13 protein-coding genes, 1 tRNA gene and 1 pseudogene are annotated in these 24389 nt (G+C 67.3%); 1 reads left to right on the top strand and 14 read right to left on the bottom strand.

Annotation, left to right across the window (positions count from 1 at the left end):
• Positions 1-126 precede the first annotated feature (126 nt).
• The 3 genes from lysA to IF28_RS0123445 form a co-directional block, all read right to left on the bottom strand.
• Positions 127-1518, bottom strand: a complete 1392-nt coding sequence (gene lysA / locus IF28_RS0123455; protein WP_030223784.1) for a diaminopimelate decarboxylase — start codon at positions 1516-1518, stop codon at positions 127-129.
• Between the two features lie 22 nt (positions 1519-1540).
• Entirely contained in the window at positions 1541-2515 is a 975-nt protein-coding gene (nrtL, locus tag IF28_RS0123450; RefSeq protein WP_030223782.1) for an ArgS-related anticodon-binding protein NrtL, read from the bottom strand.
• Between the two features lie 77 nt (positions 2516-2592).
• A complete protein-coding gene (locus IF28_RS0123445; RefSeq protein WP_078621367.1) occupies positions 2593-3063 on the bottom strand; it encodes a response regulator in 471 nt (156 codons plus the stop codon).
• 118 nt (positions 3064-3181) lie between these two features.
• On the opposite strand from IF28_RS0123445, the gene IF28_RS0123440 reads away from it, so the two are divergent.
• Positions 3182-3253: transfer RNA gene (locus IF28_RS0123440), tRNA-Arg, on the top strand.
• A 601-nt stretch (positions 3254-3854) separates the two neighbouring features.
• On the opposite strand, the pseudogene IF28_RS39495 reads toward IF28_RS0123440, so the two are convergent.
• From IF28_RS39495 to dpdE, 11 genes and pseudogenes are all read right to left on the bottom strand, one after another.
• Positions 3855-4978: pseudogene (locus IF28_RS39495) on the bottom strand (tyrosine-type recombinase/integrase); the annotation flags it as partial.
• A complete protein-coding gene (locus IF28_RS0123430) occupies positions 4945-5250 on the bottom strand; it encodes a hypothetical protein (RefSeq protein ID WP_030223778.1) in 306 nt (101 codons plus the stop codon). The gene IF28_RS0123430 and the pseudogene IF28_RS39495, both read right to left, overlap by 34 nt.
• 275 nt (positions 5251-5525) lie before the next feature.
• Positions 5526-6324, bottom strand: a protein-coding gene (locus tag IF28_RS38005; protein ID WP_234325331.1) for an IS5 family transposase whose coding sequence is annotated in 2 segments (ribosomal slippage) — positions 5526-5982 and positions 5981-6324 — 801 coding nt in all. Because the reading frame shifts where the segments join, the coding sequence is not laid out codon by codon here.
• Positions 6325-6585: 261 nt separating this feature from the next.
• Entirely contained in the window at positions 6586-8670 is a 2085-nt protein-coding gene (dpdD, locus tag IF28_RS0123420) for a protein DpdD (RefSeq protein ID WP_030223777.1), read from the bottom strand.
• On the bottom strand, positions 8667-9188 hold the full coding sequence (gene dpdK, locus IF28_RS0123415; protein WP_030223776.1) for a phospholipase D-like domain-containing protein DpdK: 522 nt from the start codon (positions 9186-9188) through the stop codon (positions 8667-8669). Before dpdK ends, dpdD begins: the two co-directional genes overlap by 4 nt.
• Positions 9185-13708: a protein DpdJ gene (gene dpdJ / locus IF28_RS0123410; protein ID WP_051713842.1), complete on the bottom strand. Its 4524-nt coding sequence runs from the start codon at positions 13706-13708 to the stop codon at positions 9185-9187. Before dpdJ ends, dpdK begins: the two co-directional genes overlap by 4 nt.
• Complete coding sequence (locus tag IF28_RS0123405) at positions 13705-14391, bottom strand: hypothetical protein (RefSeq protein ID WP_030223773.1); 687 nt, start codon at positions 14389-14391, stop codon at positions 13705-13707. Before IF28_RS0123405 ends, dpdJ begins: the two co-directional genes overlap by 4 nt.
• A complete protein-coding gene (gene dpdH / locus IF28_RS0123400) occupies positions 14388-17417 on the bottom strand; it encodes a protein DpdH (protein ID WP_030223771.1) in 3030 nt (1009 codons plus the stop codon). The genes IF28_RS0123405 and dpdH overlap by 4 nt, the downstream gene beginning before the upstream one ends.
• Positions 17410-18300: a protein DpdG gene (dpdG, locus tag IF28_RS0123395; protein ID WP_030223769.1), complete on the bottom strand. Its 891-nt coding sequence runs from the start codon at positions 18298-18300 to the stop codon at positions 17410-17412. Before dpdG ends, dpdH begins: the two co-directional genes overlap by 8 nt.
• Entirely contained in the window at positions 18300-20894 is a 2595-nt protein-coding gene (dpdF, locus tag IF28_RS0123390) for a protein DpdF (protein WP_030223767.1), read from the bottom strand. Before dpdF ends, dpdG begins: the two co-directional genes overlap by 1 nt.
• Positions 20887-24198 carry a protein DpdE gene (gene dpdE / locus IF28_RS0123385; protein ID WP_030223765.1) on the bottom strand — a complete coding sequence of 1104 codons (3312 nt, stop codon included), beginning with the start codon at positions 24196-24198 and terminating at the stop codon, positions 20887-20889. Before dpdE ends, dpdF begins: the two co-directional genes overlap by 8 nt.
• Between the last annotated feature and the right edge of the window lie 191 nt (positions 24199-24389).

Here is a 24389-nt window from a genome sequence, read left to right as displayed (position 1 = left end):
AGAAGATCTTCCGTCGACCGATCAAGGTCTTAGTGGACACCCACTGTTTTCGCGGCCACTGTTCCTACGTTCTGCCGCGGCTGTTCCTGCGTTCTGCCGCCGCTGTTCCTTACGTTCTGCGGCCACTCATCCGACATCGAGCCGGAGAAGATCCTCTTCCGTCTCCCGCCGTACGATCACGCGCGCCTCGCCGTCCCGGACGGCGACGACGGGCGGGCGCAGGGCGTGGTTGTAGTTGCTGGCCATCGACCGGCAGTACGCCCCGGTCGCCGGTACGGCGATGAGGTCACCGGGTGCCAGGTCCCCCGGCAGGAAGGCGTCCTTCACCACGATGTCACCACTCTCGCAGTGCTTGCCGACGACGCGGCACAGCATCGGCTCGGCGTCGGAGACCCGGGAGGCGAGAGCGACGCTGTATTCGGCGTCGTACAGCGCGGTCCGGATGTTGTCCGACATGCCGCCGTCGACGGAGACGTACGTCCGCAGCCCGTCGAGCGGCTTGACGGTGCCGACCTCGTAGAGCGTGAAGGCGGTCGGCCCGACGATGGCGCGGCCCGGCTCCACGGAGATACGGGGGGTGGTCAGCCGCGCGGCGTCGCACTCACGGGTGACGATCTCGGTGAGCGTCTTGGCGATCTCGTACGGCTCGCGCGGGTCGTCGTCGCTCGTGTACGCGATGCCGAGCCCGCCGCCGAGGTCGATCTCGGGCAGTTCGACGCCGTGCTCGTCGCGGATGTCCTTGAGCAGACCGACCACGCGGTGCGCGGCGACCTCGAACCCGGACATGTCGAAGATCTGCGACCCGATGTGCGAGTGGATCCCGATGAGTTCCAGCCCGTCGAGCTGCAGCGCCCGCCGCACGGCCTCCGCGGCCTGCCCGCCGGCCAGCGGGATGCCGAACTTCTGGTCCTCGTGGGCGGTGGCGATGAACTCGTGCGTGTGCGCCTCGACGCCCACGGTGATACGGATCTGCACCCGCTGCCGCGTGCCGAGCTCCCGCGCGATGTGCGCGACGCGGACGATCTCCTGGAACGAGTCGAGCACGATCCGCCCGACCCCGGCTTCGACGGCCCGCCGGATCTCGCCGGTCGACTTGTTGTTGCCGTGGAACGCGATCCGCTCGGCGGGCATCCCGGCGGACAGGGCGGTGGCGAGCTCCCCACCGGAGCACACGTCGAGATTGAGCCCCTCCTCGTCCAGCCACCGCACGACGGCCCGGGAGAGGAACGCCTTGCCGGCGTAGAACACGTCGGCTTCACTGCCGAAGGCGGTACGCCAGTCCCGCGCCCGGGCCCGGAAGTCCTGCTCGTCGAGGAAGTAGGCGGGGGTGCCGTACTCCTCGGCGAGCCGCTTGACGTCGATCCCGCCGACGGTGACCACACCGTCCTCGTCACGCGTGACGGTCTCGGCCCACACCTTGGCGTCGAGGGCGTTGAGGTCGGTGGGCGGGGCGGAGTAGTGCCCCTCGGGGAGGACGTCGGCGTGACGGGGCCCGGCGGGGTGTGCGGAACGGCTCATGTCAGTGTCTCTCTGGGTTCTCTCAGAGGTGGTCGGGTGCGTCGATGCCGAGCAGGGACAGGCCGCCGGCCAGCACCGCCCCGGCGGCGTCGGCGAGCGCGAGCCGGGCACGGTGGGCGGCCGAGGGTTTCTCCTCGCCGAGCGGCAGCACGGCCGGATACAGGGGCAGTACGGCATCGGCGACGGCGACGAGTTGCCGGGCGAGCCGGTCGGGCGCGTGGTGGGCGGCGGCGGCCGCGAGAACACGGGGGTGGTCGGCGAGGACCTGTCCGAGCGCCTGCGCGTCGTCGACGGGCCCGGGCTCGGGTTCCTGGTGGAGATCGGCGGCGTTACACAGCAGCGCACGGCTGCGGGCATGGGCGTACCGCACGCGGAACAGCGGGTTGCTCTCCCGCTGCGCCAGATGCTCGTCGTCGATCCGGGGCCGGTCGTGGGAGGCGGGGTACAGCAGGGCCCAGCGCCCGGCGTCGGGACCGAGCCGGAAGGGATCGGAGGGAGCGGGAACGGGCCGTACAACGGTCCCGGGACCGTCCTCGTCGAGGTGTACGACGGCGCCCTGCGACTCCAGGATCCGCCTGAGCGCCTCGGCATGGACAACGGCCCGCACCTCACGCACCGGCCGCAGCCGAACGGTCTGCCCGCTCAGCGCGTCACTGTGCCCGTACCGGGACCCGCACCGCAGAATCTCGCGGACGAGCGCGTCGGTCCCGGTGCCGGCGAGGCCGATGTTGATGAACCCGGGCCCGGTGACGACGACGTCACCGATGCTGTGGGAACGCAGCAGATAGGGCCGCAGAATCTCGGCGACCCGCGCCGCCGGCTGCCCGGCCGACCGGGCGAGCTTCAGGGCCACGTTGGTCGCGTAGTCCCCGCATCCGCCGGGCCCCGGAGGTGCGACGAGCACCCGTTCGGGCAGCTCAGCCACCCTCAGCTCCCCGTCGTCGACGGCACGGCGCACCGCGTGCAGCACGGTGCGGGAGAGCTCGGCGGGGGTCACGGGACAAGCGTATGGGAGGAGGGGGGTGGGTAGACGAATGGGTTTGGCCGTGATCCCGAGATGTGGACGGCTCCCGCTCACCCGCCCGCGTGCCCGGCGGCCGGCTCGGCGTCCCCGAGGGGACTGGGAATCAGCCGCTGAACGAGCCGCACCAGCTCGGCGGGATCGAAGGGCTTGGCCAGAAAGGCGTCCACCCCGACCTCCAGCCCGCTCTCGATCTCGTACTGACTGCACGCGCTGACGATGACGAGCGGAAGGTGACTGGTCCGAGGATCCGTACGCAACCTGGCCGCGGTCCGAAGGCCGTCGAGCCGCGGCATGACGACATCGAGGGTGACGAGGTCGGGCCGCACCTGTTGAACGACTTCCAGACACTCGGCACCATCGGCCGCGGTCACGACCTCGATGCCCTCAAGCTCGAGGTTGACCCTGATCAACTGCCGGATGACCTTGTTGTCGTCCACAACAAGAACCCGGCCCGACGCGCCTGGCACAACTCGAGAGTAGGTCGGACCCGGCCACCGCGTCCGGCGTTTCCCCCATTCCACCCCGCACGGGCGACGCCCCGCCTCCGGACCGCCCCCGCCTCCAGCAAAAACGGGTTCCGGACCACCCCCCGAGAACTGGTACTGTTCTACCCGTCGCCGCGATCACCGCGACCGACACGCCCCCGTAGCTCAGGGGATAGAGCAACGGCCTCCGGAGCCGTGTGCGCAGGTTCGAATCCTGCCGGGGGCACCTTGTATGAGGTGCCCAAAGACCCCGTCACCAGCGGAAACGCTGTGAGCGGGGTCTTCGCGTATGTGCAGACATGCGCCGCCCGGAGCGGCTGTATGTCAGGCGCTGCGGACGAGGCGTGGACGGGACTTTGGAGCATCGCCGCAGGTGAGCCCTGGAGACTGCGAGCACTCGCCGGCGAATGCGGCCCTCTGCCCGGCGGGCGCCAACGGGGCCGCATGCCGTCGATGGAGAATGACGGATGAGTGCACCCGCAGCAACCAACTCAAGGGACAAGGCCGAGAGCACCAGCAGTCTGACAAAACGCCGATCTAGCTGGTTTGCGGCGTTACACTCCGTGCGTTGGCGACGAGCCACGGACCATGCGGAGGGGAAATGAGCGCGAGCGGGACCCGCACTTGTTCTTGGTGCGGCGAGGCAGGGCACGACAAGAGGACGTGCGATGTCTCTCACAACGCTGGGAAGTGCAGCGTGTGCAACTACCACGGGCACGACAAGCGCAACTGCCCGAACAAGTGAGGAAGCAGCAGCACAGGTAGGGCGGGGAGCGAACAAGGCCCCAGACGATTACTCTGGGGCCTCAGTGTTAGGGCAGGACGCCTCATTCGTACTCGCGCAATAGGTCCTCGATTCGACGGTTGGCGACGCCCTGCCGTCGAGGCACTTCGCGTGGCGGGTCAGCAGGACCTCGACGCTGTTGCCCGCGCGCTCGGCCACCTCGGTCGAGTCGGCCCCGGCGTTGAGCCACGTCGACAGCGCCGAGTACCGGAGGTCGTACGGCCTACTTGCGAGCGGCGAGGCCGCGACGGCCGGCGGAAGCGCGAGGAGCCGGGCCTCCTGCCACACGCGGTAGTAGGTCGAGGACGGGACGACCGAGCCATTCTCGCTGAAGAACAGCCGCCCGTCGTCCGCCGTGCCGAAGGTGGCCAGGTGCTCGCGGAGTACGGCGACGAGGTGCGGCGGGATGGGCACCCTCCTGACGTCCTCGGTCAGCCGGTTCTTCAGCCCGCGGTCGTCATGGGTCTCCCCCGAGTCGGTCCACTGCTTGCCGACGGACGGACGAGTCCGGTGGAGCAGCGCCGAGCCCCAGCCCTGCCCGGGAACGTTCAGGTCCGTCTCGACGAGGCCGACCGCTTCCGCCGGCCGGAGACCTCCGAAGTACATAGCGGCGAGCAGACCCACGAGGCGACGACCACGGGCACGCCGGTACCCGCCCACGTAGGAAACCGCCGCCAGCAGGTTCCGTGCTTGCTCCGGGTTGGCGACGACCCACGGATCGACCTGGTTGGACACCTTCGGCTTCTGCCAGCGGACAGCCGTGATCGGGTTCTCCCGCAGCTCCCCAGGTCGACGGCGCAATTCGCGGCGTTGACGAGCGTCCGACGCTTGCGCCGCACCGTCTCCGCCGCTGCCGCCGTGCCGTCGAGCCGTCGAGCCGTCGAGCCGTCGAGCCGTCGAGCCGTCGAGCCGTCGAGCTTGAGCTTCAGCGAGTCGAGAACCGCGCGAGCCGTGTCCGGTTCACCAAAATCGGCGAGCGGCCGGGACGCCTTGGACACCCAGTGGAGAACGTTCCGCACGTCATTCCGGACTTCCCGGTCAACGGGCCCCGACAGCACGAGCCCAGTTGCGCAGATCTCTGCGGATCACCTCGTCGGACGGCCGTCCGGCACGCTCGTCGAGGAGTTCCAGCGTCACGCTGGTAAGGGCTTCGTTGCTGCCGCCCCGTGGTACATGGACGGTTGGAACCGACGCTCGATCACAGCGCGCCAGGTCTTCATCGCGCCGAGCGCGCCTGAAACGTCGACCATGACGAGCCCCGGCACATCCGTCGGGAGCTGCTTCCTCGCGCTATCGAGAAACACTTGCGCCCTGGCATCCGCAAACTGCCAACGGGCGACAATGTCACTCTGAACTACGCCCGCCACCATGTTGGTTGCCATAATGTTGACGCGCCTCCTGGGCTCACCGTGGTCATCCACTTCCTGGAGTGCGGTCATTCCAGTAGAGTGTCCCGAGTCCGTCCCTTAGCGCTGTTTCTTCTGCGCCTCGGTCGGAGTGCAAGCAGGTGATCTGCGCGGCTACTTCCTCGACTTGGTCAGGAGTGGACTCCCGCAGAATGATGATGCGCTCCTGGAGAGGCTGCACGCCCTCGCGTGGCGCGCTGCCCACCGCGCAACCCCCGCAACTACCTGCATTCCTCAGCCTCGCCGCCGCCCTCTGCTGCTACGAACGACTCGTCCGCCTCACCACATAGGACACGGTCTTACAACGGCTAACACAGTGATCCGAGTTGTCGGTGGGTGATGAGGCAGCAGGCGAGTTTGAGGAACGCTTCGTGGATGTCGGCTCGCCGTTCCCATCGGATGCGCAATCGTCGGAAACCGTGCAGCCAGGCAAACCTTCGCTCGACCACCCAGCGGTAGGCCCCCAGTCCAGTTCCGTGCAGGGTGCCGCGGCGGGCGATCGCGGGCACGATGCCGCGGGCGCGGACCTGGTCGCGGTAGATGTCGTGGTCGTAGCCGCGGTCGGCGAACAGCGAGTCGGGCTTGCGGCGGGGCCGGCCGACCCGGCCGCGGACCGGCGGGATCGCGTCGAGCAGGGGCAGGAGTTGGGCGACGTCGTTGCGGTTGCCACTGGTCAGCAGGATGGCGAGCGGGGTGCCGTGTCCGTCGGTGATCAGGTGGTGCTTCGAGCCGACCCGGCCTCGGTCGACCGGCGAGGGGCCCGTGTGGACCCCCCTTTAGCGCTCTGATGTGGGAGGAGTCGACCACGCAGCGGGACCAGTCCAGCCGGGAGGCCGCGTTCAGTTCGGCCAGCAGTACCTCGTGCAGCCGCTGCCACACTCCGGCCTCGTTCCAGTCCCGCAGGCGGCGCCAGCATGTCATGCCCGAGCCGAAGCCGAGGTCCTGAGGCAGGTACTCCCACTGGATCCCGGTGTGCAGCACGTACAAGATTCCGCACAGCACATCCCTGTCCGGTAGCGCCTTGCGGCCCGGATACCGAAACCTGCGCTCGCGCTGCGGAAACAGCGGTTCCAGGTGATCCCACAGCTCATCCGACACGATCCACAATGACGTCCCCACAGAGGACCGAACGCTCAACTCTCGCCCTGGACACGGCAACCAGGAACGATCCACCTCATTGTGTTAGCCGCTATTACAGCTTGTTTATCGAGTTGCTTTCCCATCCAGGCCGCCTATGCGACTGATCCCGAGGCCGTACGCCAAAAACAACACAAATTATCCACACTGGGCCTCCCGGGCATCCGAGCCTATTTCTGGTGTGCGGCCGATTCGTGAACGGCATGATAGTCGGCTTCGACTGGGCAGCTGTCAGTCTCCGTGCACAGTGCGCAGCAGACCATGTACCGCAGCGCGCATAAGAGAAGCTGAGCCGCTCCCATCCGCGTAGTCAATGACGGCTGCTTTCGCGTGCTGGGTAATAAAGCCCGTTGCGGCATGCTTGGCGCACTGGGTGGCCAACACGACCACATCGGCCTGGCGGGCCTTTTGCCGCAGTGACGGACTGCCGACGCTGTCGTGCGCACAGGTGACTTTAACCCCGGGAGCGAGCTGTTGAAGGGCTTCGCTGACACGGTCCAAGACCCGCTGGTCGAGGGAGTAGAGCAACACGGCGCGGCCGGCTGCCTTGCGCAGGCTGGCGTTCGTGTCCTGCGCCAGGTCTTCGTCGAGTTGCTCAGACCACTCAAGTTCGATGCCAAGTTCCAAGGACAAGCGCCGGGCCATGGCAATGTCTGCGGGGTCCAAGCGTCCCTGGTGCACGCTGAGCGGCAGGAGCAGTGCAAGCGCCAAGGATTCACGGGCGTCGGGATCAGGAGAGGCCTCCATGACCAGGCGATCGGCAAAATCAAGTGCGATAGCAGCTCGCTCGGGAGCGACCCAGCGCTCGCAGGTGTCGGCGAGTTCCCCCAGCAGTTGCCGGTACATGCCGGCAGAGGGGCTCGATCGCAGCACGATCTCGGTCAGTGCCTGCACCGCCAGCAGGTCACCGGGGCCCAGCCAGTCGTAGGCCAGCGCACAGGTGATCAGGGCGTGGGCGCTGAGCGGTGCAGGCTGGTCGTATCCCACGCTTTCGATGAACGCCCCCACACACCGCCAGACCTTCGCCTGGCCCTCGTCGTGCAGGTTTTCCAGCAGCGCAGCGATGCTGCGGTCATCCACAGCTGGTGAAGGCCACGCAGTGAAGGCTTCCTGCTCCAAGACGGCGTTCAGCCCAGTGAATCCGCCAGCGATCGCATTGACCAACTCCGTCCAGGAGGCCGGTGCCGGTTCGATCGTGTCCGGCTCGGTGTCCTGTGCTGCAGACGGGGCGGGTGCCGGCGTCGGTGGATCGGCCGGGGTGTCCGCACCATCTTGGACGGACTGGGTCTGGGGGGTGCTGTGCTGGTTGAGGAGAGCCGATGCGGCTTCTTGGAGGACGGTGGGAACTACGTCGAGGGACGCTGTGCGCTCGACGGTAGTGAGGATGTGTTGACTGCTGGATGGGGCGCCACGCGTCACTGCGGCCAGAAGCAAAACGATCAGTGCGTCGGCAGAGTAGGACTCCACGTCGTCTTCGAAGGGGGCCAGCGCAAGAAAGCCCCGATCGTGGAGAGCTTGTTGCGCGGCAGGCAGATCGGCGCGGCTCAGGGGCTCTTGTACGTCGCAGGAGAAGACCGCGTCGAGCACCGCTGCTTTCACCGGGGCGGGCGGGTCTTGCCGCAGCACGTCGCCGAGGTTTGGGTAGTTGAGTAGTTCCCGATCCAGGCCGAGCCGGCTGAGGCGCTTGATGTGCAAGTGGGCAAAGTTGGCGGCGGTCATGCCTCCTTGGCCCGCCAGTTGCTCGAGCACCGCTTGGGAGGCGGCTTGACCGCCGGCCGCCAGGGCTGCGTCGAATTCGGCCAGCAGCCGTCCTGTCGGCTTCACTGCCCGCCACAGTCGCGGGGGACGGTGAGCCAACGTGCGCTGCATGAGCAGCGCCACGTCGGTCAGTCGCTGGCGGAAGCGGCGATTGGGGTGCGTCTCGAGTCTGAAGGTGGTCGTCGCCATTGCCGCGAACTCCTGCACCGCTGCTTCGACCGGATCATGAGGGTCCAGCGTGCAGGGGTGGACGCCGGCACCGCTGAGGTAGGTGGCGCCGGCGAAGGCTGTGATGATGTTGCCGACGAGAGTCGCGTGCGCCTCGTCGCGGGCGATGACATAGATCGCGTAGCGGTCCTGGGCCTGCTGGTAGCGCGGCAGCACGATCGGGAGGTCGCTGCCGCTGCGCAGCAGATCGACGAAGGGCCGGGCTCGTCCGCCTTTGCTTGGGTCGGGATCCATGTCCGGCCAGGCGTCGTTTCCCTGGTCAAAGAAACGCTGAAGGAAGGCTTCCAAGTCGCGGGCGCTTGGGGCGGCGGCCGGGCGCTGAGCGATCACTGGTGTTCCTTCCATCGGTGGGCGAGTTCCAGGCGTGCCTGGGCCGCGTCGCTTCCGCCCACCTTGTAGCTCACCACCTCGTCGTTCTCCAGCAGGCCGCGCACTGTGAAGTTCATAGACCCGGTGAGCATCCAGTCTCGACCGCAGATGGTCTTTTCGTGCACTGCCGGGCTCTGGACGATGCGCACGGCGTGGCCGGATGTCAGGCGCCGCAGTCGTCCGAGGAATTGAGCGTTGTGCGTGTCGGGGCGGGTGACCACGGTCAGGGAGGTGCCGGCCGCCGTGATCCGGGCCAGCAAGTCAGCCAACGAGCAACTGCTGGGGGGATTGTCGTCGAACAGGTCGTCGTATGCTCCCTGGCTGTTGTCGAGGATCTTCACATCGCTGATCCAAGGTGAAACCAACCACATCACCGGTCCAGGGGAGGTGAGTTCTCCGACGAGGGCCATGGCCAAGATGGCATCGGCGTACACGCCGGCATGCTCGCCGGTGCGAACGGGGCGCTCGAGGCCGCTCACTGAGTGGCCTCCCTAATGTCCACTCGAACACGCCAGTGCTGGCCGTACCGTCGCATTCCTTGCATCTCTCCGTACAGGCGTAGCACGTCCCAGTCCACGGTCAGTACGGGCACGCGGACGATGGCGTCGGACAGGGCCGTCGCAGCGTTCGTGTCGGCGGTCAACTCCACGGCGGCGTGCCGGGTTATGGCGGCTCTGTAGCGCTCTTCCCAGCCTTCTTCGGTGACGTCGATGCGCGGCAGTTGCTCGTCGTGTGCTGCGGCAGCCAGAAGACGGTCCAGGACGGGTGGGCGGTCGAGGTAGGGCTGGTAGTGCTGAAGGTGGTGAATCCGGGCGTCCCGGCCCCGCGGCCAGAGCAGGCTGAATGCCTGGTCGGCTGACAGGCGCGGGCCGGGGCCGGTGGGCAGACGCCCGGAGCCGACGGCGTAGGCGATGACGCGGGCGTCGACTTCTACGCCAAGGCGGTGTTCGAGGGCCTGCCAGGCGTCGATCAGGGCCAGTGCGCTGGCATCGGTGGCGGGGCTGCTGCCCGGACGAAGCAGTCGGGTGGACAAGGCTGCCACAGCGCTGTGGCGTGGCGGTCCGTCGAGGGTGCTCCATGCTGCGCGAAGGTCGGTGAGTGCTTGGCGGGAATCGGCTGCAGAGGTGCGGGCCCGTAGACCTGCCATCGCCTGTGCTGCTGTGCCGGTGGGTGCTGTGGCCACGTGGCGCAGGAGTCGGGTGAGGGTGGTGTCGACGTATTCGTAGTCGTTGGGGGTCAGGGCTGTCTCGGCCAGGCGCCAGAAGCGGCGCGGGTCTTCGGCGTAGTAGCGGGAGAGTTGTTCGATCACGCCCAGGCCGCCGATGGAGGTCTCGCTCAGCCACACGGTGGCCGGATGGCCGTGCTCAGACGCAGCAACGACGTCGACGATCAGATCGCCGTCCTGTGCGTCTGGGCAGGCCCGCAGTGCTGCAGCGAGGACGGCGGCGGCCACCGTGTCGGTGTAGGCGCGGCGTGCCAGGTCGGTGGTGCGGGCGGCGACGTCCGATGCCACCAGGAGGTGTCCAGCCCGGTCCAGGGCGTCCACGACGGTGGGCAGGTCGCTCAGTTCGGTGAGGGTGGCGATGAGTCGTTCGTTGGTGTGGGCGGGCTGGCCGGTGGACTCATCGCGGTAGAGCACGCTGAGGATTTCCGCAAGGTCCTGGCGCCAGCTGCCGTCTGCTAGTGCGGCGCGGATCGATGACGGATCGGGGGCGTCGTTGCTTATGCCTCGCAGGGAGAACGACGTCAGGTAGACCAGGGCAAGCCACCCGCGCTGGAACTGGTTGGTCACCTCTGCCAGTGCAAGATCGTCACTCACGGCCTGGAAGAAGGCCAGGGTCCGCCATGAGGGTGAGGCAAGGTAATGGGCGATCTCGGGGCGGGTGGTGTCCAGCGGGGCAAGAGTGAAGGAAGCGGCATCCACGCTGAGCCGGAATCCGAGGGCGGCGGGTTCTCCGTTGCAGGTGTAGTGCACGGTTCGGGCATCTGTGGTGCCCGAGTCGTAGCTCACCTCGAAGCGTGCTCCGGAGGTCATCCGGCGTACTTCGACGGGGTTGCCTGCCGCGTGCAGGGAGAAGCCGACGGCAGTGATGCGGTCCTGCCACGACGAAGGACGGGGAACGTCCCCGGCAAGGGGCGAGGTGTTGGTGTCGACAACGATCTGTGAGCCCCACAGCGGAAAGCCTTGTGAGCGGTCGGCGACCGGTCGGGGCGGCTGACTGAGGTGCAGGCGATGCGGGCGCAGTACGACCAGCCCCACCTGGTCGTATCCCGGGGGGAACCATCGTCCTTCGGGCGTCGGGTCCGGGACGAGGGTTTCGTCGAGTTCCAGGGTGTCCTGGCCGAGCGGGGGGATAGGCAGCCACGTTCGGTGGTCGTCCCGCTGGTAGCCGTAACGGCGACTGACCCGGCCAGGTACGGCTTCTCTAAGGGCTCTGGCGATCGGCAGGAGTTCGTCGGTGCTCTCCTGCTCTGCGCCTCCGGCGGCCTGGCGCGCGGCGAAGGGCAGGGTCAGTGCGACCTCGGGCACGTTGAGTGGGTCGAACAGTGCGCGGGTCACGAACTCCGGCAGCATGGTCCCGGGTTCGGCGCCGGGATCTTTGTGCTGCAGGGTCTGCCAGTTGCTCTTCAGACGGCGAGTGGCGGTGGGTACGACGCTGAGCAGCAGCGACCGCGGCTCCTCCCACAGCAGGGCCTGTACCTCATCGGCGCTCAACTGCAGGGCCGCTTTGAGGTGACGTGCCAGATCGTCCTGAAGGGTGGTATTGATCAGCAGACTCTCCAGCAGGAGCACCAACTTCTCGCGGGCGTCGTCGTCCTGACTTTTGCCACCGCCGTTTCGTGGTGCGGTCAGTAGTTGCCTGGGATCGTTCCAGATTTGGCGGGAGCGTAGTTTCCGCCCGGCCCAGTCGAGGAGTGACTGCGCCCCCTGAATTTTGATCACAAAGCGGTTGTTGACCGGAAGATGGCGTGCGGCCACTTCCGGCTGGAACAGTGTCTCGTACGCCTGGTAGGCGAGCCGGTCGCGGCCGTAGTCGGAGAGAGTGATGACCGTGATCGGGCGCATGGCGCGCTGACGGCCAGCGCGGCCACGTCGCTGGATGAAGGCCGCTGCGTCGTGGGGTGCCTTGTGCTGGAGCACTAGTCCGACACGCGGGTCGTTGAAGCCGACTTCGAGGGAAGCGGTCGCCACCGTCAGGTCCGCGTGCAGATCGACTCCGACGTCCTGCGACGACGTGCGTGCCACGCGCAGGGCGTGACTGCCCGTACCGGGGGTGAGCACATGGCCGATCTTCTCCATGAGGTCCCATGACTGGCCGTCGCGGTAGCGGGCGCGGTGCTGGGGGCTGGCCGGAGCGCGGAGGGCGGCGAGGGCGGGTTGGCGGCCATTTGGCCTGCCGTAGCGGTCTTGCTTTCCCTCGGCATCGCGCAGGTCGTCGTAGAAGCGGTTGGTGACGTCCAGGTCGTCGGTGAAGAGGAATCCGGTGGACCCGTACAGGGCGGCGTCTTCCTCAGGGTCGAGCATGCGCCCGAAGAGCATGGCCGTTTGAATGGAGGTGGCCAGCAGGCTGCTGCCGGCGATGGGATCGCCGCGCAGTGCGAGGGCATATTCGCGGCCCTCCTCATCCATGCTGTCGTCGGCGGGCTGGATGTACTCGACGTTGTTGTCACGCAGACCCACCAGGCGGGCGAAGAACGTGCTGGCGTCGCGCAGGGTGGCGCTCAGTCCGACGAAGGCGACCGGTTTACCAACGGCCTGCTGCCATCGGCGCAGCAGCAGGGCCGTCTGCGCTCCGTGCAGCCCAGCGTAGGTGTGCACCTCGTCGAGCAGAACCAGCGAGGGCACCGCGCCTGCCTGCCAGCCCAGCAGTCGACCGATGCCGCCTGCGGCGCTGTAGAGGTTGAGCATCTCTGTCGTCGTGAACAGCAGGTCTGGTGGCTGCTCGCGCTGGGATTGGCGGGTGAGGGCCAAGCAGCCCTCTTGAATGATGCTCTGGCAGGTGGGGTTGAGGCAGGTCAGCCGTTCTATGTTGCGGCGGCGGTCGGTGTCGTGCCACAGGAGTTCACCGCGTTCGCATTGCGGGCACGTCAGGTAGGGGCAGATGGCGCCTTGCTGGGTTCGCTTCCAGGTGGTGCGGCCGTTGGCGCCGGGCTCGAGGCGTGTGTCCTGGGAGTGGTAGGGCGTGTCTCCGTAGAGGGCTCCCAGGCGAAGCGGCCGGCGATCGCCGCTGTGCAGGGTGGACTCCAGGGCGCGGGCGGTGCTCAGCGCCTCCCGTAGTTGGTCGCGCAGCAGTTCCTTACGCGGATACAGCGCCAGGGTGTGTAGTCGGAAGCTGTTCGGGCGGGCGCGTTCGGCCATGGCGGCGAACGCCGGCAGGTAGAAGGAGAGCGTCTTGCCACTGCCGGTGCCGGCGCCCACGATGACACCGCTGGAGTGTGGGCGCTTCAGGGCCTGAGTCACCGCGGCAGCGGCATCGATCTGGAAGCGGGCAAGGTCACGGGAGCCGATCTGCGCCTGTGCCACGAGGTGCTGGAGGCGGCCCCACCCTGGCAGGTCGGCGAGTTCTTTCAGCGCGGTGGCCGCGGGGATGTTGCGCTGGGGGTAGCGGCGGGGCGCGGTGTGCAGGCGGTAGTCGGCGACTAGTCGCTTGCTGCTCTGCCACCACGGCATGGCCTCGTCGCGGACCTGCCAAGGGAAGAGTTGCCGCAACTGTGCCGCCAGACGGACGGTTTCGGCCAGTCGTGTGCGATATTGCGGGGGCGAGGTGTCGGGCACCTTGAACAGCCAGGCACGGTCGCGGAATTCATACAGCAGGCCTTCGCTCGAGATGCCTGCCGCCTCCTGCGGAGCGTCGGGCAGGCAGAGTTCGATGGCCTCGACGACTTCGCTCTCGGTCAGGGCGCCGTCGGTGATGCCCCAGGACACCAGGGGCAACTCTCGGTTCTCGAGCGTGTTGAGGACGTGGTTGTAAAAACGTGCAAGGGACGGTGTGATCACGTGCGCCTCCTGCGGACTTCCAGGTCGGCGTCGAGATCGACACGACGCAGCAGTGCGATCTCCTCGTCCGTGATGTCGCTGAGGAGCAGGGCGGTGCCGGAGGCAAGACGGTCCAGGAGCGTCTGCAGTCCTTCTGGCGGCGCTGGCGCAGTCTCGAGGAGTTCAACCAGTTCGGCATGGGCATGGGCGAACAGTGTGATCACGGCTACGTCGACGTCGGCGCGAGCCGTCTTGGTGAGTTCTTGGTGAAGGGTTTTGGCCCGCGCCTGATCACGCAGGGAGAGCATGGCCTGCCGCGCCATCTGCAAGGCCACCAGTTGGGCTTGTGTCCACTGCCGCCACGCCTCCTGACTGTCCTGGGCGATGCGGTCGGCGACCTTGTGCACCGCTGTCGAAGCCCTGGTGAAGGCGGGGTTGGGAGGCAGTCCGCCCTCGCACTGGCGGGTGAAGGCTGCCAAGCCTGTGTCGAGCCCGGAGAAGTCGATGTCGCCGGCCGCCGGCTGAGCCATCAGGGCACGGGCGATGCGCAGGCTTCGCTGCAGGGCCATCAACTCGTTGTGCAGGCCACCGATGCGTTGGCTGATGCGCCTCGCCTCCTCCTCCCCCTTCTCTCCCTCGTTAAGTCGGCGTGCCTCCGCCTGCAAACGCTCGGCCTTTTGCAGCACGGACAGGGGCGCGCTCATTGATCCTCCTCCGGTGCACTCAGCGACTGCCATTCGATCAAAAGTTCCTGAACACCCCTGGCTGCCTCATCGCCATGGGAGTTGGTGCGGGACGCAGCGTGTTCCAAAGCGGTGGTCAGCCATGCGTCACTGGCCTGCAGCAAGGCTCCGACCACCTGGGGGGTCACCCCTCGGTCCCGCACGGCCGCCGTGATGCGGGCCGCGTCGGAGGCCTCGGCGTCCTCCGCGCGTAGGAGATCGTTCTCGAGTTGGTTCACTATTTTCCAGTCGATGTCCTGCGCCTGCGCCAGAAGGCTGGTGATACCTGTCCGTGTGGCCAGCGAAATCGGGATGCTGGCGTTCTCGGCCGCAAAAAGCGCGTCGCGCACGGCGGCCAGGACCTGCGCGCCGGTCGTGCCCCGTGGATGGTGGCGGCGTATGCCGTCCAGTTGGTGGCGCAGCGAAGCATTCTGCGCCTTCACGATGTCGGTCCAATTGGCGAAGTTCTTAACAGCCTTCTTCACCCACTCCGGTATGTCCGATCCCGTCACCTGCCAGTCCCACTGCGCTGTCGCTTGACGCAGCAGCGGTAGCGCCCGCGCTGCGTCGATCAGTCGGGGCTTGCCCTCGCCCTGCGCCACACCCAGGGCGTCCCGCAACCGTTCGACGAGGGGTGTCCTGTGCTGAAGGTGACCCTCCAGTGCCCGGTCCCACCCATCGTCGCGCGATGCCGTGTCCTCGCGCGCCCAGGAGCGGCCGTCGGCGAAGGCGACTGCCAGCAGTTCGGCCTCGTCCATGCCGGGCCACGCCTGCCCGGCCAAAGCGGCGCCGATCAGGGCTGCCCGCAGCCCGAGAACCAGGTCACCATCGGTGATCTGCAGACTTTTTTGCAAAGCGGTGGTCAGCGACGCCGTGTAGCGGTCGGATTCGGTGCTCAGTCGTCTCACGTGTTCGGCCCGCTGGGCGGGCTGGCCGTTCTTCAGCAGCAGCACGCTGCGCAAATAACGGCTGTTGCGTGCCGTCCGCTTGAACCGGATCGGCGCCGTGTCCGCGCCTTGAATGTTTTCCGTTGCGCCTTCGAGGGAGACCACACGAGCATTGGACGGCCATGCTGCGCGGATCGTCGTCTGGTTCTGTTCCCGCATTAGCGGATTAACCCAGCGATAGCGCTGGGCGACGGCCGTGGCGATGATCGTGCGCAGGTCGCCGGCCACGGCCTGCGGCAGTACTTGTTCGCGGGTAAGCCAGTCCTCCACGGCGTGGAGCTTGGCCTGGAGAGAAGGAGGGAGCTTTGCGGTGGTGGATTCCGTCTCGGTCTGCTTCTTTTCCCGCTTCGCCGGCTGGGCTTTGATCGGCTGCTTGGGAGCAGCGCTGGCCCCGGAGAAGGTACGGGCTTCCAGGGCGAAGGCTTCTGTGACCGCGGACGGCAGCGCGCTGGCCTGGTCGGGGGCCCCGCCCCAAAACTCCAGGACGATCTTTCGACGGTCTGCATCCAGATGGTCCTCTGCCTCTACCACTTCCTGCACGTCGGTGGACAGCGGCTCGTCGATGTCCGCGGTGGGGAACTGCGTGCGGAAACGGGCGTCGGGAAAGGTGCCTTCCTTGAGTGCGCCGGCGTGCTCGACCAGGACGGGACGGATCACGCTGCCCAGCACGGTACGCGGGACAAATGCGTAAGGGTCGCTGCGCGGAGCTGTCGCGTGGATGGCGCGGACCAGGGCGGAGGGGTTGAACGGATACAGGCCGAAGCCCTCGGTGGTGGCCCCGAACTGCTCATGGCATCGGGAGACCATGTCGCAGGTCTCGCAGGGATTGCGCACCTGCCGCTCGTTTTCCAGGGCGTCTCGCCCGACCCGGGCGGCGTTGAGATACCGTCCGACGAACGAGGTGATCTCGGCTTCGCCCTGGTCGTCATTGGTGAAGGGGACGTTGAGGTTGTAGACATAGCCGGCGGTGGCCCGCACACGGGTGAGTGCGGTCTCCGGGAGGTCGCTGAAATAGCCCGTGGTGACCGCCATGAGGGTGCGGATCGGGGCCAAGGTGGTGCTGCCGTAGCGGTTGGCGGCCTCGATGACCGCATCGAGAAGATCTTTCTGCACACCTTGGATCAGCGCGAAGTCCTCGATGAGCAGGATGATCTCTTTGCCCTTGCGGGCATACTCCCGCCGTACTTGGAGCATGGCATCCTGCAAGCGGCCCGCTCCCAGGCTCGCCACCCGCTTGACGGCCGCTTCTAGATGCTGGTTCAGCAGGTCGACGGCGGCCTGCTGCAGTTGTGTGTTGCCCGAGATCACGTTGATCAGCTTGATCGTAATCTGGGCGGCGCGGTGGAGATCCAGCAGGTCGGTGGGGAGATCCTGCATGGTGAACGCCATCGGGCGGTCCGGCTCACCATCTGCGCGGTCCTGCAGCAGTTGTTCCGCGAGTCGGGTGATGAACTTGCCCTGTCCGAGCATGAAAGCGCTCACGTGAGGGTCTTGCAGGACGACCGTCAGGCCGCGGGGACCGGCCAGCGGACGGGCGTGCTGAGGTACGTCCCGGGCCGTCGTGGCGGCCAGCGACTCACTTAGGGCGTTCACCAGACGCCTGCTCAGCGTGGCCGCGTCCACGCCGTCAGTGAATCGGTGGATGTCGGAGCGCAACTGAGCCAGCGCGCCGCTGTCCGCGTCGGCAAGCAGGGCGTCGATCACAGCGCGCAGGCTGGTCTTGGCCTTCTCCAGATAGATGATCTTGTACCTGTCCGAGGGGGGAAGGTTTTCGCGCACCCAGCGCACCAGGTGCGACTTTCCCGTTCCGGAGTCGCCGACGATCGGCAATAGGAGCGCGCCGGTGTCGGACTGCAACGACAGGAAGTCTTTGAGGACGGTGTTCTCGTCGATGAGGGGACCGTCGGAGACGATGGCACGTCCGTCCAGGCCGGCCCTGCGGATGCGCAGCGGCGCATGCGTGGCCAGGAAGACCGCGCGAGAGGGGCTGACTGCCTCGGTGTTGATCGTCGCGGCGGCGGTTTCGGGCGTCCAGCACAGGAAGCCACGGAAGTCAGCCATGCTGGTCCTCCGAGATGACGATGTCGGACACGTAGTGCGACGGACGGTCGGGATCATGAAGGGTCAAGACGCGCTGGGCGTCGGCGTCCTGCTGCAGCATGAGCCAGCCCTCGTCTTCGCCGCGCAGCAAGGCGTAGGACAGGGCCGGCCCGGCTGACTGTCCGCCTGGGACGGGGATGCCCATGGCATTGGCGTAGTCCCCACCCGGCAGGACCGGCAGGGCAGTGCGCAGGGTTCGGGCGGCGTCGACGGCATTGACGCGTTCCCCGACCGCCCACAGCCTGTGCACCGTCTGCTTGACGGCCTCGGTGCAATCCGGCAGCAGGGGTCCCCCTCCGCTGGTGGGCAGCAAGGGCGCCGCGGCCAGGCCCAGAGCGGGCGCCCAGTGCACGAAGCGGTTCCAGCGCGTGTCGTTTCGCGACGCCGTACCCGCATCCGGATTGAGGTCGATGGACTGCTCGCGTTGGACGATGTCCCAGGTGGCCGGTCCGTCGAGAGGGTCGCAGGAGAGGAACCACACGAGGATGCGGGTGAGGTCGCGCGAACCGGTCTGTCCGGCGTCGTCGGCCAGACCGACATTGAGTTCACCGGCCAACACGGCCTGGCGCAGGGCGCTACTGAAGGACGAAAAGTCCGTGCCGTCGAGGTCGCTGGCATATCCAGTCAGCGAGAGGCGGCCTTCGTCGACGACGACCATCTGCACCTCGCGCAGGCTGCGCACGGCTTGGTCGAAGGTCTTGCTCTCCTTGCCCTCGGTCAGGGACGGGGGAGCCAGAAGAGCCCGTGCGCGATCGACCGGAACCGGCCTTTTTTCTGCGGCAAGAAGACGAACGACGGCCCACATAAAGGGTGGTATTGAAGATTCCGCGAGCAGCAGGGCCACTAGAACGACTCCAAGGCAGTACGTACCCACAAGTGGGCGCGGTGGATTGCAACAAGTGGGGTGTCGGGGCGATCCGGGTGCGCCAAAGACCGTGGATGCAGCAGGTACGTTACATCCTGAGAATCGAATCGCATCGTCAGTTCCTCTCCCATGTGGGAGGCGGAAGGGTCCAGCAGCCAGACCATCGGGTTGGTGTAGCGGCCCAGGAGGTCCTCGTCCCTGTCGACGACCAGAGGGCGAGGCCGCACGTCGCGCTGCAGCCGCCGGGTGGCAAGGCGGGCGAGTCCCGGACCGCCGAGGACCGACATCCCCCGCACGGCTAGGCGCTCGAGCAGTTCGGGCACCAGGTCGGTGAACTCCTGCTCGGTTTCCCAGTACAGGGACAGGCACGGCAGGTCTACGCGGAACCGCTTCAGAGGGTCCTCGTGCCGGTTCGGCCACGATGGCACGGCTGGCCAGGGCTCGACCGCGAGTCGGTAGTAGCCCTCCGGTGCGGTCCGCGGCGGGCCCTGCTTTCGGCAGGGTGGGCATCCGCGGCAGGTGACGGCCGTGGTCAGGACGCCTTGGCGGTAGGGCACGCGGTAGTGGTCGGCCAGAGCTTCGCCCCAGCAGCGGTCGCCGCGAAGGATCTTTCGTAGCCGGCCGGCGGCGTCACGCTGGTCGTTGATGATCAGCCGGCGGACGTCGTTGAAGCGCTGGAAGAAGTAGACGCGGTCGTTGGTCTGGCCGTCCACGAGGAAGACGTCGAACTCTTTGCCCAGCGACGCATAAAATTCATCGAGGCGTTCTTGCCAAGCCGTGTCGGCCTCCTGCGCGGCGCGCTGCGGGGGTTCGGGGATACTCACCTTGATGAGCCCTGCTCTGACCATGAAGTTGAGGATGCGTTCGTTCCAACTGCGGTGGCGGCCGAACCCTTCGGGCATGTCGGCCGGCAGGGCTTCGAGGCTGAGCCGGTGGGCACCGTTGCCGGTGGAGGTGCGCCCCACCCACATGGCCCGCCACCGAGACCAGGCACGCTCGGCGGTCAATTGCGGGCTGCGATTGATACTTTCGGCCAATTCCTCGTCCCCGGGGGCGGTGGCCATGTAGGCGATGCAGGGGTTGCCGTCACGTCCGGCGCGGCCGACCTCCTGGTAGTAGCGGTCCGTGGTCTCCGGAAGGCAGGCGTGAACCACGGTACGCACGTCGGCGAGGTCGACTCCCAGGCCGAAGGCCGAGGTGCCCACGACCACGTCGAAGCGCGTGGTTGCAGGCCCGGCCGCGGTCGATCCCGCCCAGCCTTCAAGAGCCTGCCGCCGCTGTTCGTCGGTAGATTTTCCGGTGACCTGGGTGGCGCGGCGAAAACCGGCCTGGCGCAGCCGTTCGGCCCAGTCGACGGCGTCTTTGACCCGGGTGGTGTAGAGCGCCAGCGGCCGAGGCAGCATGGCGACCGCGTCGATGACGGCTTGGTTACGGCTCTGGTCGTCGGGGCATGTGTCGACGTAATAGCTGGGCTCGTGGCGCAGTTGGGAAGCCCATATCACCTCGGCCTGGCCTTCCTCGGCAAACAGTTGCTCCAGCAGGCTGACCTGCTGGTGGGTGAGGGTGGCACTCATCGCCACCGTCACCGGGGCCTGCTTTGGTGGGGCCTTGCGCAGCCAGGTACGCCGGTGGCTGGCCATGGTCTGGAACTCGGGCCGGAAGCCGGTGCCCCACTGCTCGACCAGGTGCGCCTCGTCGATGACGAAGTACTGCAGCAGCCCGGCTTCGGCGGCGTCCTCCAGAGGCTTCTTCAGCGCCGTCACCACCGCTTCGGGAGATGTGAATAGCACGCGCTGGCGACCAGTCCGCACGTCCTCGCAGATCTGTCGCTTGACTTCCTGCGGCATGCCACCGGTGTAGGCGTAGCGACTGGTCGGGCTCTGCCTACCCTGCCGAGCAAGGGCAGCTTGCGTCCTGGCCTCCATGTCCAGGGCGAGAACGACGGTGGGGACGACCACGACGGACACTCCCCCGCGGGCGCCTGCCAGCAGCGCGGCGGCCTGGGCCACGGCGGTCTTGCCGTGGCCGGTGGGCAGGCACACGATCGTGGTGCTGCCCGCGGGAGCCAGCGCGACGGCCCGTGCGGCCTGCTGCTGTCCGACGGAGACGTACTCCGGATAGCCGAGGGCCTCGGTCCAATAGGGATCGGCCAGCTGGGATTGGAGGTGGCGCCGGTGCAGTGAGTCTTCTCCCAGATAGATCTGCTGCAGGTCCTCCTGTGCGCTCTGTTGTGCGTGGGGTGTCAGGGCACGCGGATGCCACTCCAGGGCAAAAACACGCAGTCCACGTCCGGTGGGCAGCGTCCTGCACGCCATCTGCTCCCACTGCTCGCGGCTGGGCAGGGCCGCATCCAACGGCACCTCTAGGCCGGCATGGTTGCCCCTGACCGCGGCCTCCAGCAGGACTTGGCGGGTCAGGGCCGCGATGTCGCGCCAGTCGACCGCGTCGGTGCGCTTGGCCGCCCGGTCGGCCAAAGCGTCCTTCAGCCGCCGCACCGTCCCCGTCGCGGTCGTCGCGGGCACCTCGGGCCATGCCGAGAACAACTCCTGGGCGTGCGACCACAGATCACCCATGGTGGTTCACCGTCCGGTATCCACCGCGCACGATGCAGGTGGCGGCCACCACGCGCACCGAGGGACGGCTCAGGCCTTCCGTCAGATCCCGCGCCACGGCCACGTCCAGCAGGTAGCTCTCGGTGTCGCCCAGCAGATGCCCGGCCGCACGTCGCGCCTGCGCCTGCGCACTGGCCACGGCAAGTTGCTGTCGTGCCTGGTCCTGGGCCGTAACGCACTTGTTGACCAGATCGGTTGCCCGGACGAGGTGGGCGCGAGCCACCTCCTCAGCTGCTTCGGCCGTCCGCCGGTAGTCCTGCCCGCCTCCGAACACGGCGATCAGCTGCTGATGGTTGGTGAAGTTGTAGTTCTGGTCGCCCTGCTGACCGTAGGGGGCGTCCAGCCAAGCGCACGCCTTGGGATTGGTGAGAGCTGTTCGGTGTCCGGCTGGCACCCAGACCTTGCGGGTGAATGGTGCGAGCAGGCGGTCGGCCTGGCGACGCAGTGCCCGCCTCGCTTCCCGTACGTCCGCGAGGTGCTGGAGGGCGGAGCCTATGTCGGCCTCGACGAGGTACTCGAAGCCGAAGTACGCCTCGTCCGCGCCCCGGCAGGCCGGGTCAAAGCGCCGGAAAGCCGTGGCCTGTCCGCGTTCGTCGGTAAAGACGATGCCCGCGAGCATGTCGACGAAGGGGTTGCCTGAGCGAAAGAGCCGAGTCCCTGGTGCTCGCAGGGCGGTGGAGCGGTTGAACACGCCCTGAGACATATGGGGGTGGATACTTTCCGTAACCGCCTTGTGGCGCCGGGGGTCGAGCAGGGGACGCGAGGAGGCGACATCGAAAAGGTCGCGCTGGTGACCGGCGACGGTGCGTACGTCATGCCGAAAGCGCAGGCCACCGCTGCTGTCGTCGGCGTAGTGCACCAGGTTCGTGCGCAGCGTGCGCCAGTCCTGTTCCAGGCGGTCGAGTGCGCCCGTGGTCTGACGGGCCTGTTCCGACGTCTCGTGGATGGACTCCAGCATGTCCATGGTGTCGATGTCCCGTTTGGCCTGGCGGAGGTCTTCACGCAGGCCAGGTGCCAGGGCTGTGAATCCTGCGGGGCCGTCGGTCAGCGCCTGCCGCCACACTCGAGCCAGTCCTTCGGCGATGATGTCCTGCAGAGTCGAAACCGATGCGGTGAACAGGTCATACCCCTCGTGGAGGAGGCCAGCCCAGGCGCCGCAGAACATCTCGTTGCCTTCGCGGTCACCGATGCGGAACTGCTGCGCCGGCCGATTCTGCCGCAGCGATTCCACTCCCCGGTAGCGGTCCGCCCGTCCGATCCGCTGCTCGAGGCGATTGGGAGACCACGGCAGCCGCATGTGCACCAGCGTGTCGGCAACCTGCAGGTTCAGCCCGTCCTCGGCCGAGGTATCGGCAACGAGGACCTGGCACAGTCCCGCGTCCTGCGGGGCACGCCATGCCTGCACCGCACGTTCGCAGGCGTCCGCGCCAGCTTTCGTCGTGTGCAGGCCCACCGATGCAGTTGCCGCGTGGGCGGCAGTGAGGGCGGCCGCCAACTGTGCGGCCAGGGAGCCCGGACCGCAGAAGATCACTACCTTCGTCCCGGGACGCAGCACCGGTGCCAGCACCTGAGCAAGGGAGGTGCAAGCGGAGGCATCAAAGGAATCGGCACACTGGTTGCTGTAGATCTCCAGCAGGCTACCTTCGCCCGGTAGGGCGCTTGGCGCCGTGAGCAGGTGCCGTTCTTGTTCGGTGAGTCCGGCGCGGTCAGCGGCGTGCTCGTCGAGGTGAGTGCGCCAGCGCAGTGCGCACAGCAGGTCCTGAGCCGGGCCCCCGGCCCGGGAGGCCAGCACCGCCAGTGCCATGGCGAACGCCGTGTACTGGTGGTCGTCTGCTTCAGTGTCCATCAGGTGGTCGGCAGCAAGCATGCGCCACTCGAGCAACAACTCCTGGCCCAGGTGGTGTTCGTCCCGGTCCAACGCAAGCAGGCGCGGGCGGGTGCGGCCCCTGACCTCGTAGGGCACCAGGTCCGTCTCCTCGTCCTCTTGGAGCACGGAGGCACGACGGTGGCGGATGACCCTGCGGTGCAGACGGTAGGTCTCGCTGAGATGAGCTCTCAGGCTCTCCACGCGCAGGCCCAGTTCGGGGGCCTGATCCTCGTCCGCCAGATCAGCGTCCTCGGTGAGCAGGGCCAGTACTCCGGCGGCCAGGTTTTCGAAGTGTGCATCGGGCGGCAGGAGGTCTCGCAGGCTTTCGATAGTCATCGGCAGCAGTGCGGGGAAGTAGGCGTCCAGTTGGAACACGCCGTCGGCCAGGTCCTTGCGCCGCCGGTAGCGCTCCTCGAACGCGGCACGGTCGTCCCACCGGTACAGGTCCTTGTCCAGCAGATGCAGCAGGCCGAGGTGGGTGACGTAGTGAGAGGTCACCGGAGTGGCCGACAGTAGCAACAGTCGGGCGGCCGAGTGGGCGATGCCGCACAGTTCCCGGTACGGCGATTGCGCCGGCTCGGTGATGCCGTGGACGAGGAGATGCGCCTCGTCCACGATGAGCAGGTCGGCACCTTGGTAGGTCTCCCACTTGCGGGGGGTCTCGTGGGCGGTGAAGGTGATGTGTGCATTGGGGAAGTCGTCGATGAAGAACTTCTCCAACATCTCGCTGCGCCACTGCCTCACCAGAGGTTGGGGCGCAACGACGACAATCCTGGCGCGGGGGTTGTCGATGAGGGTCTGCCGCATGACGTAGCCAGCCTGGACGGTCTTTCCGAGTCCCACCTCATCAGCCAGCAAGTAGCGCTGCACCGGATCGGAGAGGACCGTCAAGGCGGCCTGCACTTGGTGGGGGTAGATCTCCACGGCGGCGGAGAGCAGCGCAGGAATGCTGCCGCTGGCACTGCGCTGGGCGATGAGGCTGTGCAGCATCGGCAGGCGGGCGTCGTGGAAGTAACCGGACTCGTTTCCACCGGCCCCGAGGGTGGCCACCGGATTGCGTACCGGTTCGTCCCAGCGCACGTGCAACTCAGCCGCCTTGACGGGCAGGTGCACGTCCGGATGATTGGGGAACTGCACGTAGTACACGCCCGGGTCGCTGCCCCGCACCCGTCCCACGATCCACACGCCCGTACTGGGATCGCGCCGGTAGACCCGGGTCTCCTCCGGCAGGGCCACCGATATGCACGACCGTGCAGCGATCCGCTGCTGCAGTGCAACAGGTTCCGCTATCGACTCGAAAAAGTCGACCTGGACACTGTCCCCTTCAAGCGCACCCACACGCCCAACCCCCGGCGAACCGGCGAACCGGACGAAATCCCCCACCCTCAGCCCCGACATCGCACTTCCTTCACAAGATGCTCACATCCAGCCGGCTGAAGCGTAGACCGCACCACCGACAACGCCCCCGCCGGGTGGACCATCTTGGGCGATCGCGATTCGTCGACGCTAGGCCACCGCACCGAAGCCGCAACCCGTGCCGCCCGTCACCACCCCATCCGGCGCCCCCTCTGCCACCCCACCACCCTTCC

The organism is Streptomyces sp. NRRL WC-3626 (assembly GCF_000718785.1).
In the GTDB taxonomy this organism is placed as follows: domain Bacteria; phylum Actinomycetota; class Actinomycetes; order Streptomycetales; family Streptomycetaceae; genus Streptomyces; species Streptomyces edwardsiae.
Note: the sequence above shows the minus strand (reverse complement) of the source record. Positions and strands in the feature narration are given on the sequence as shown.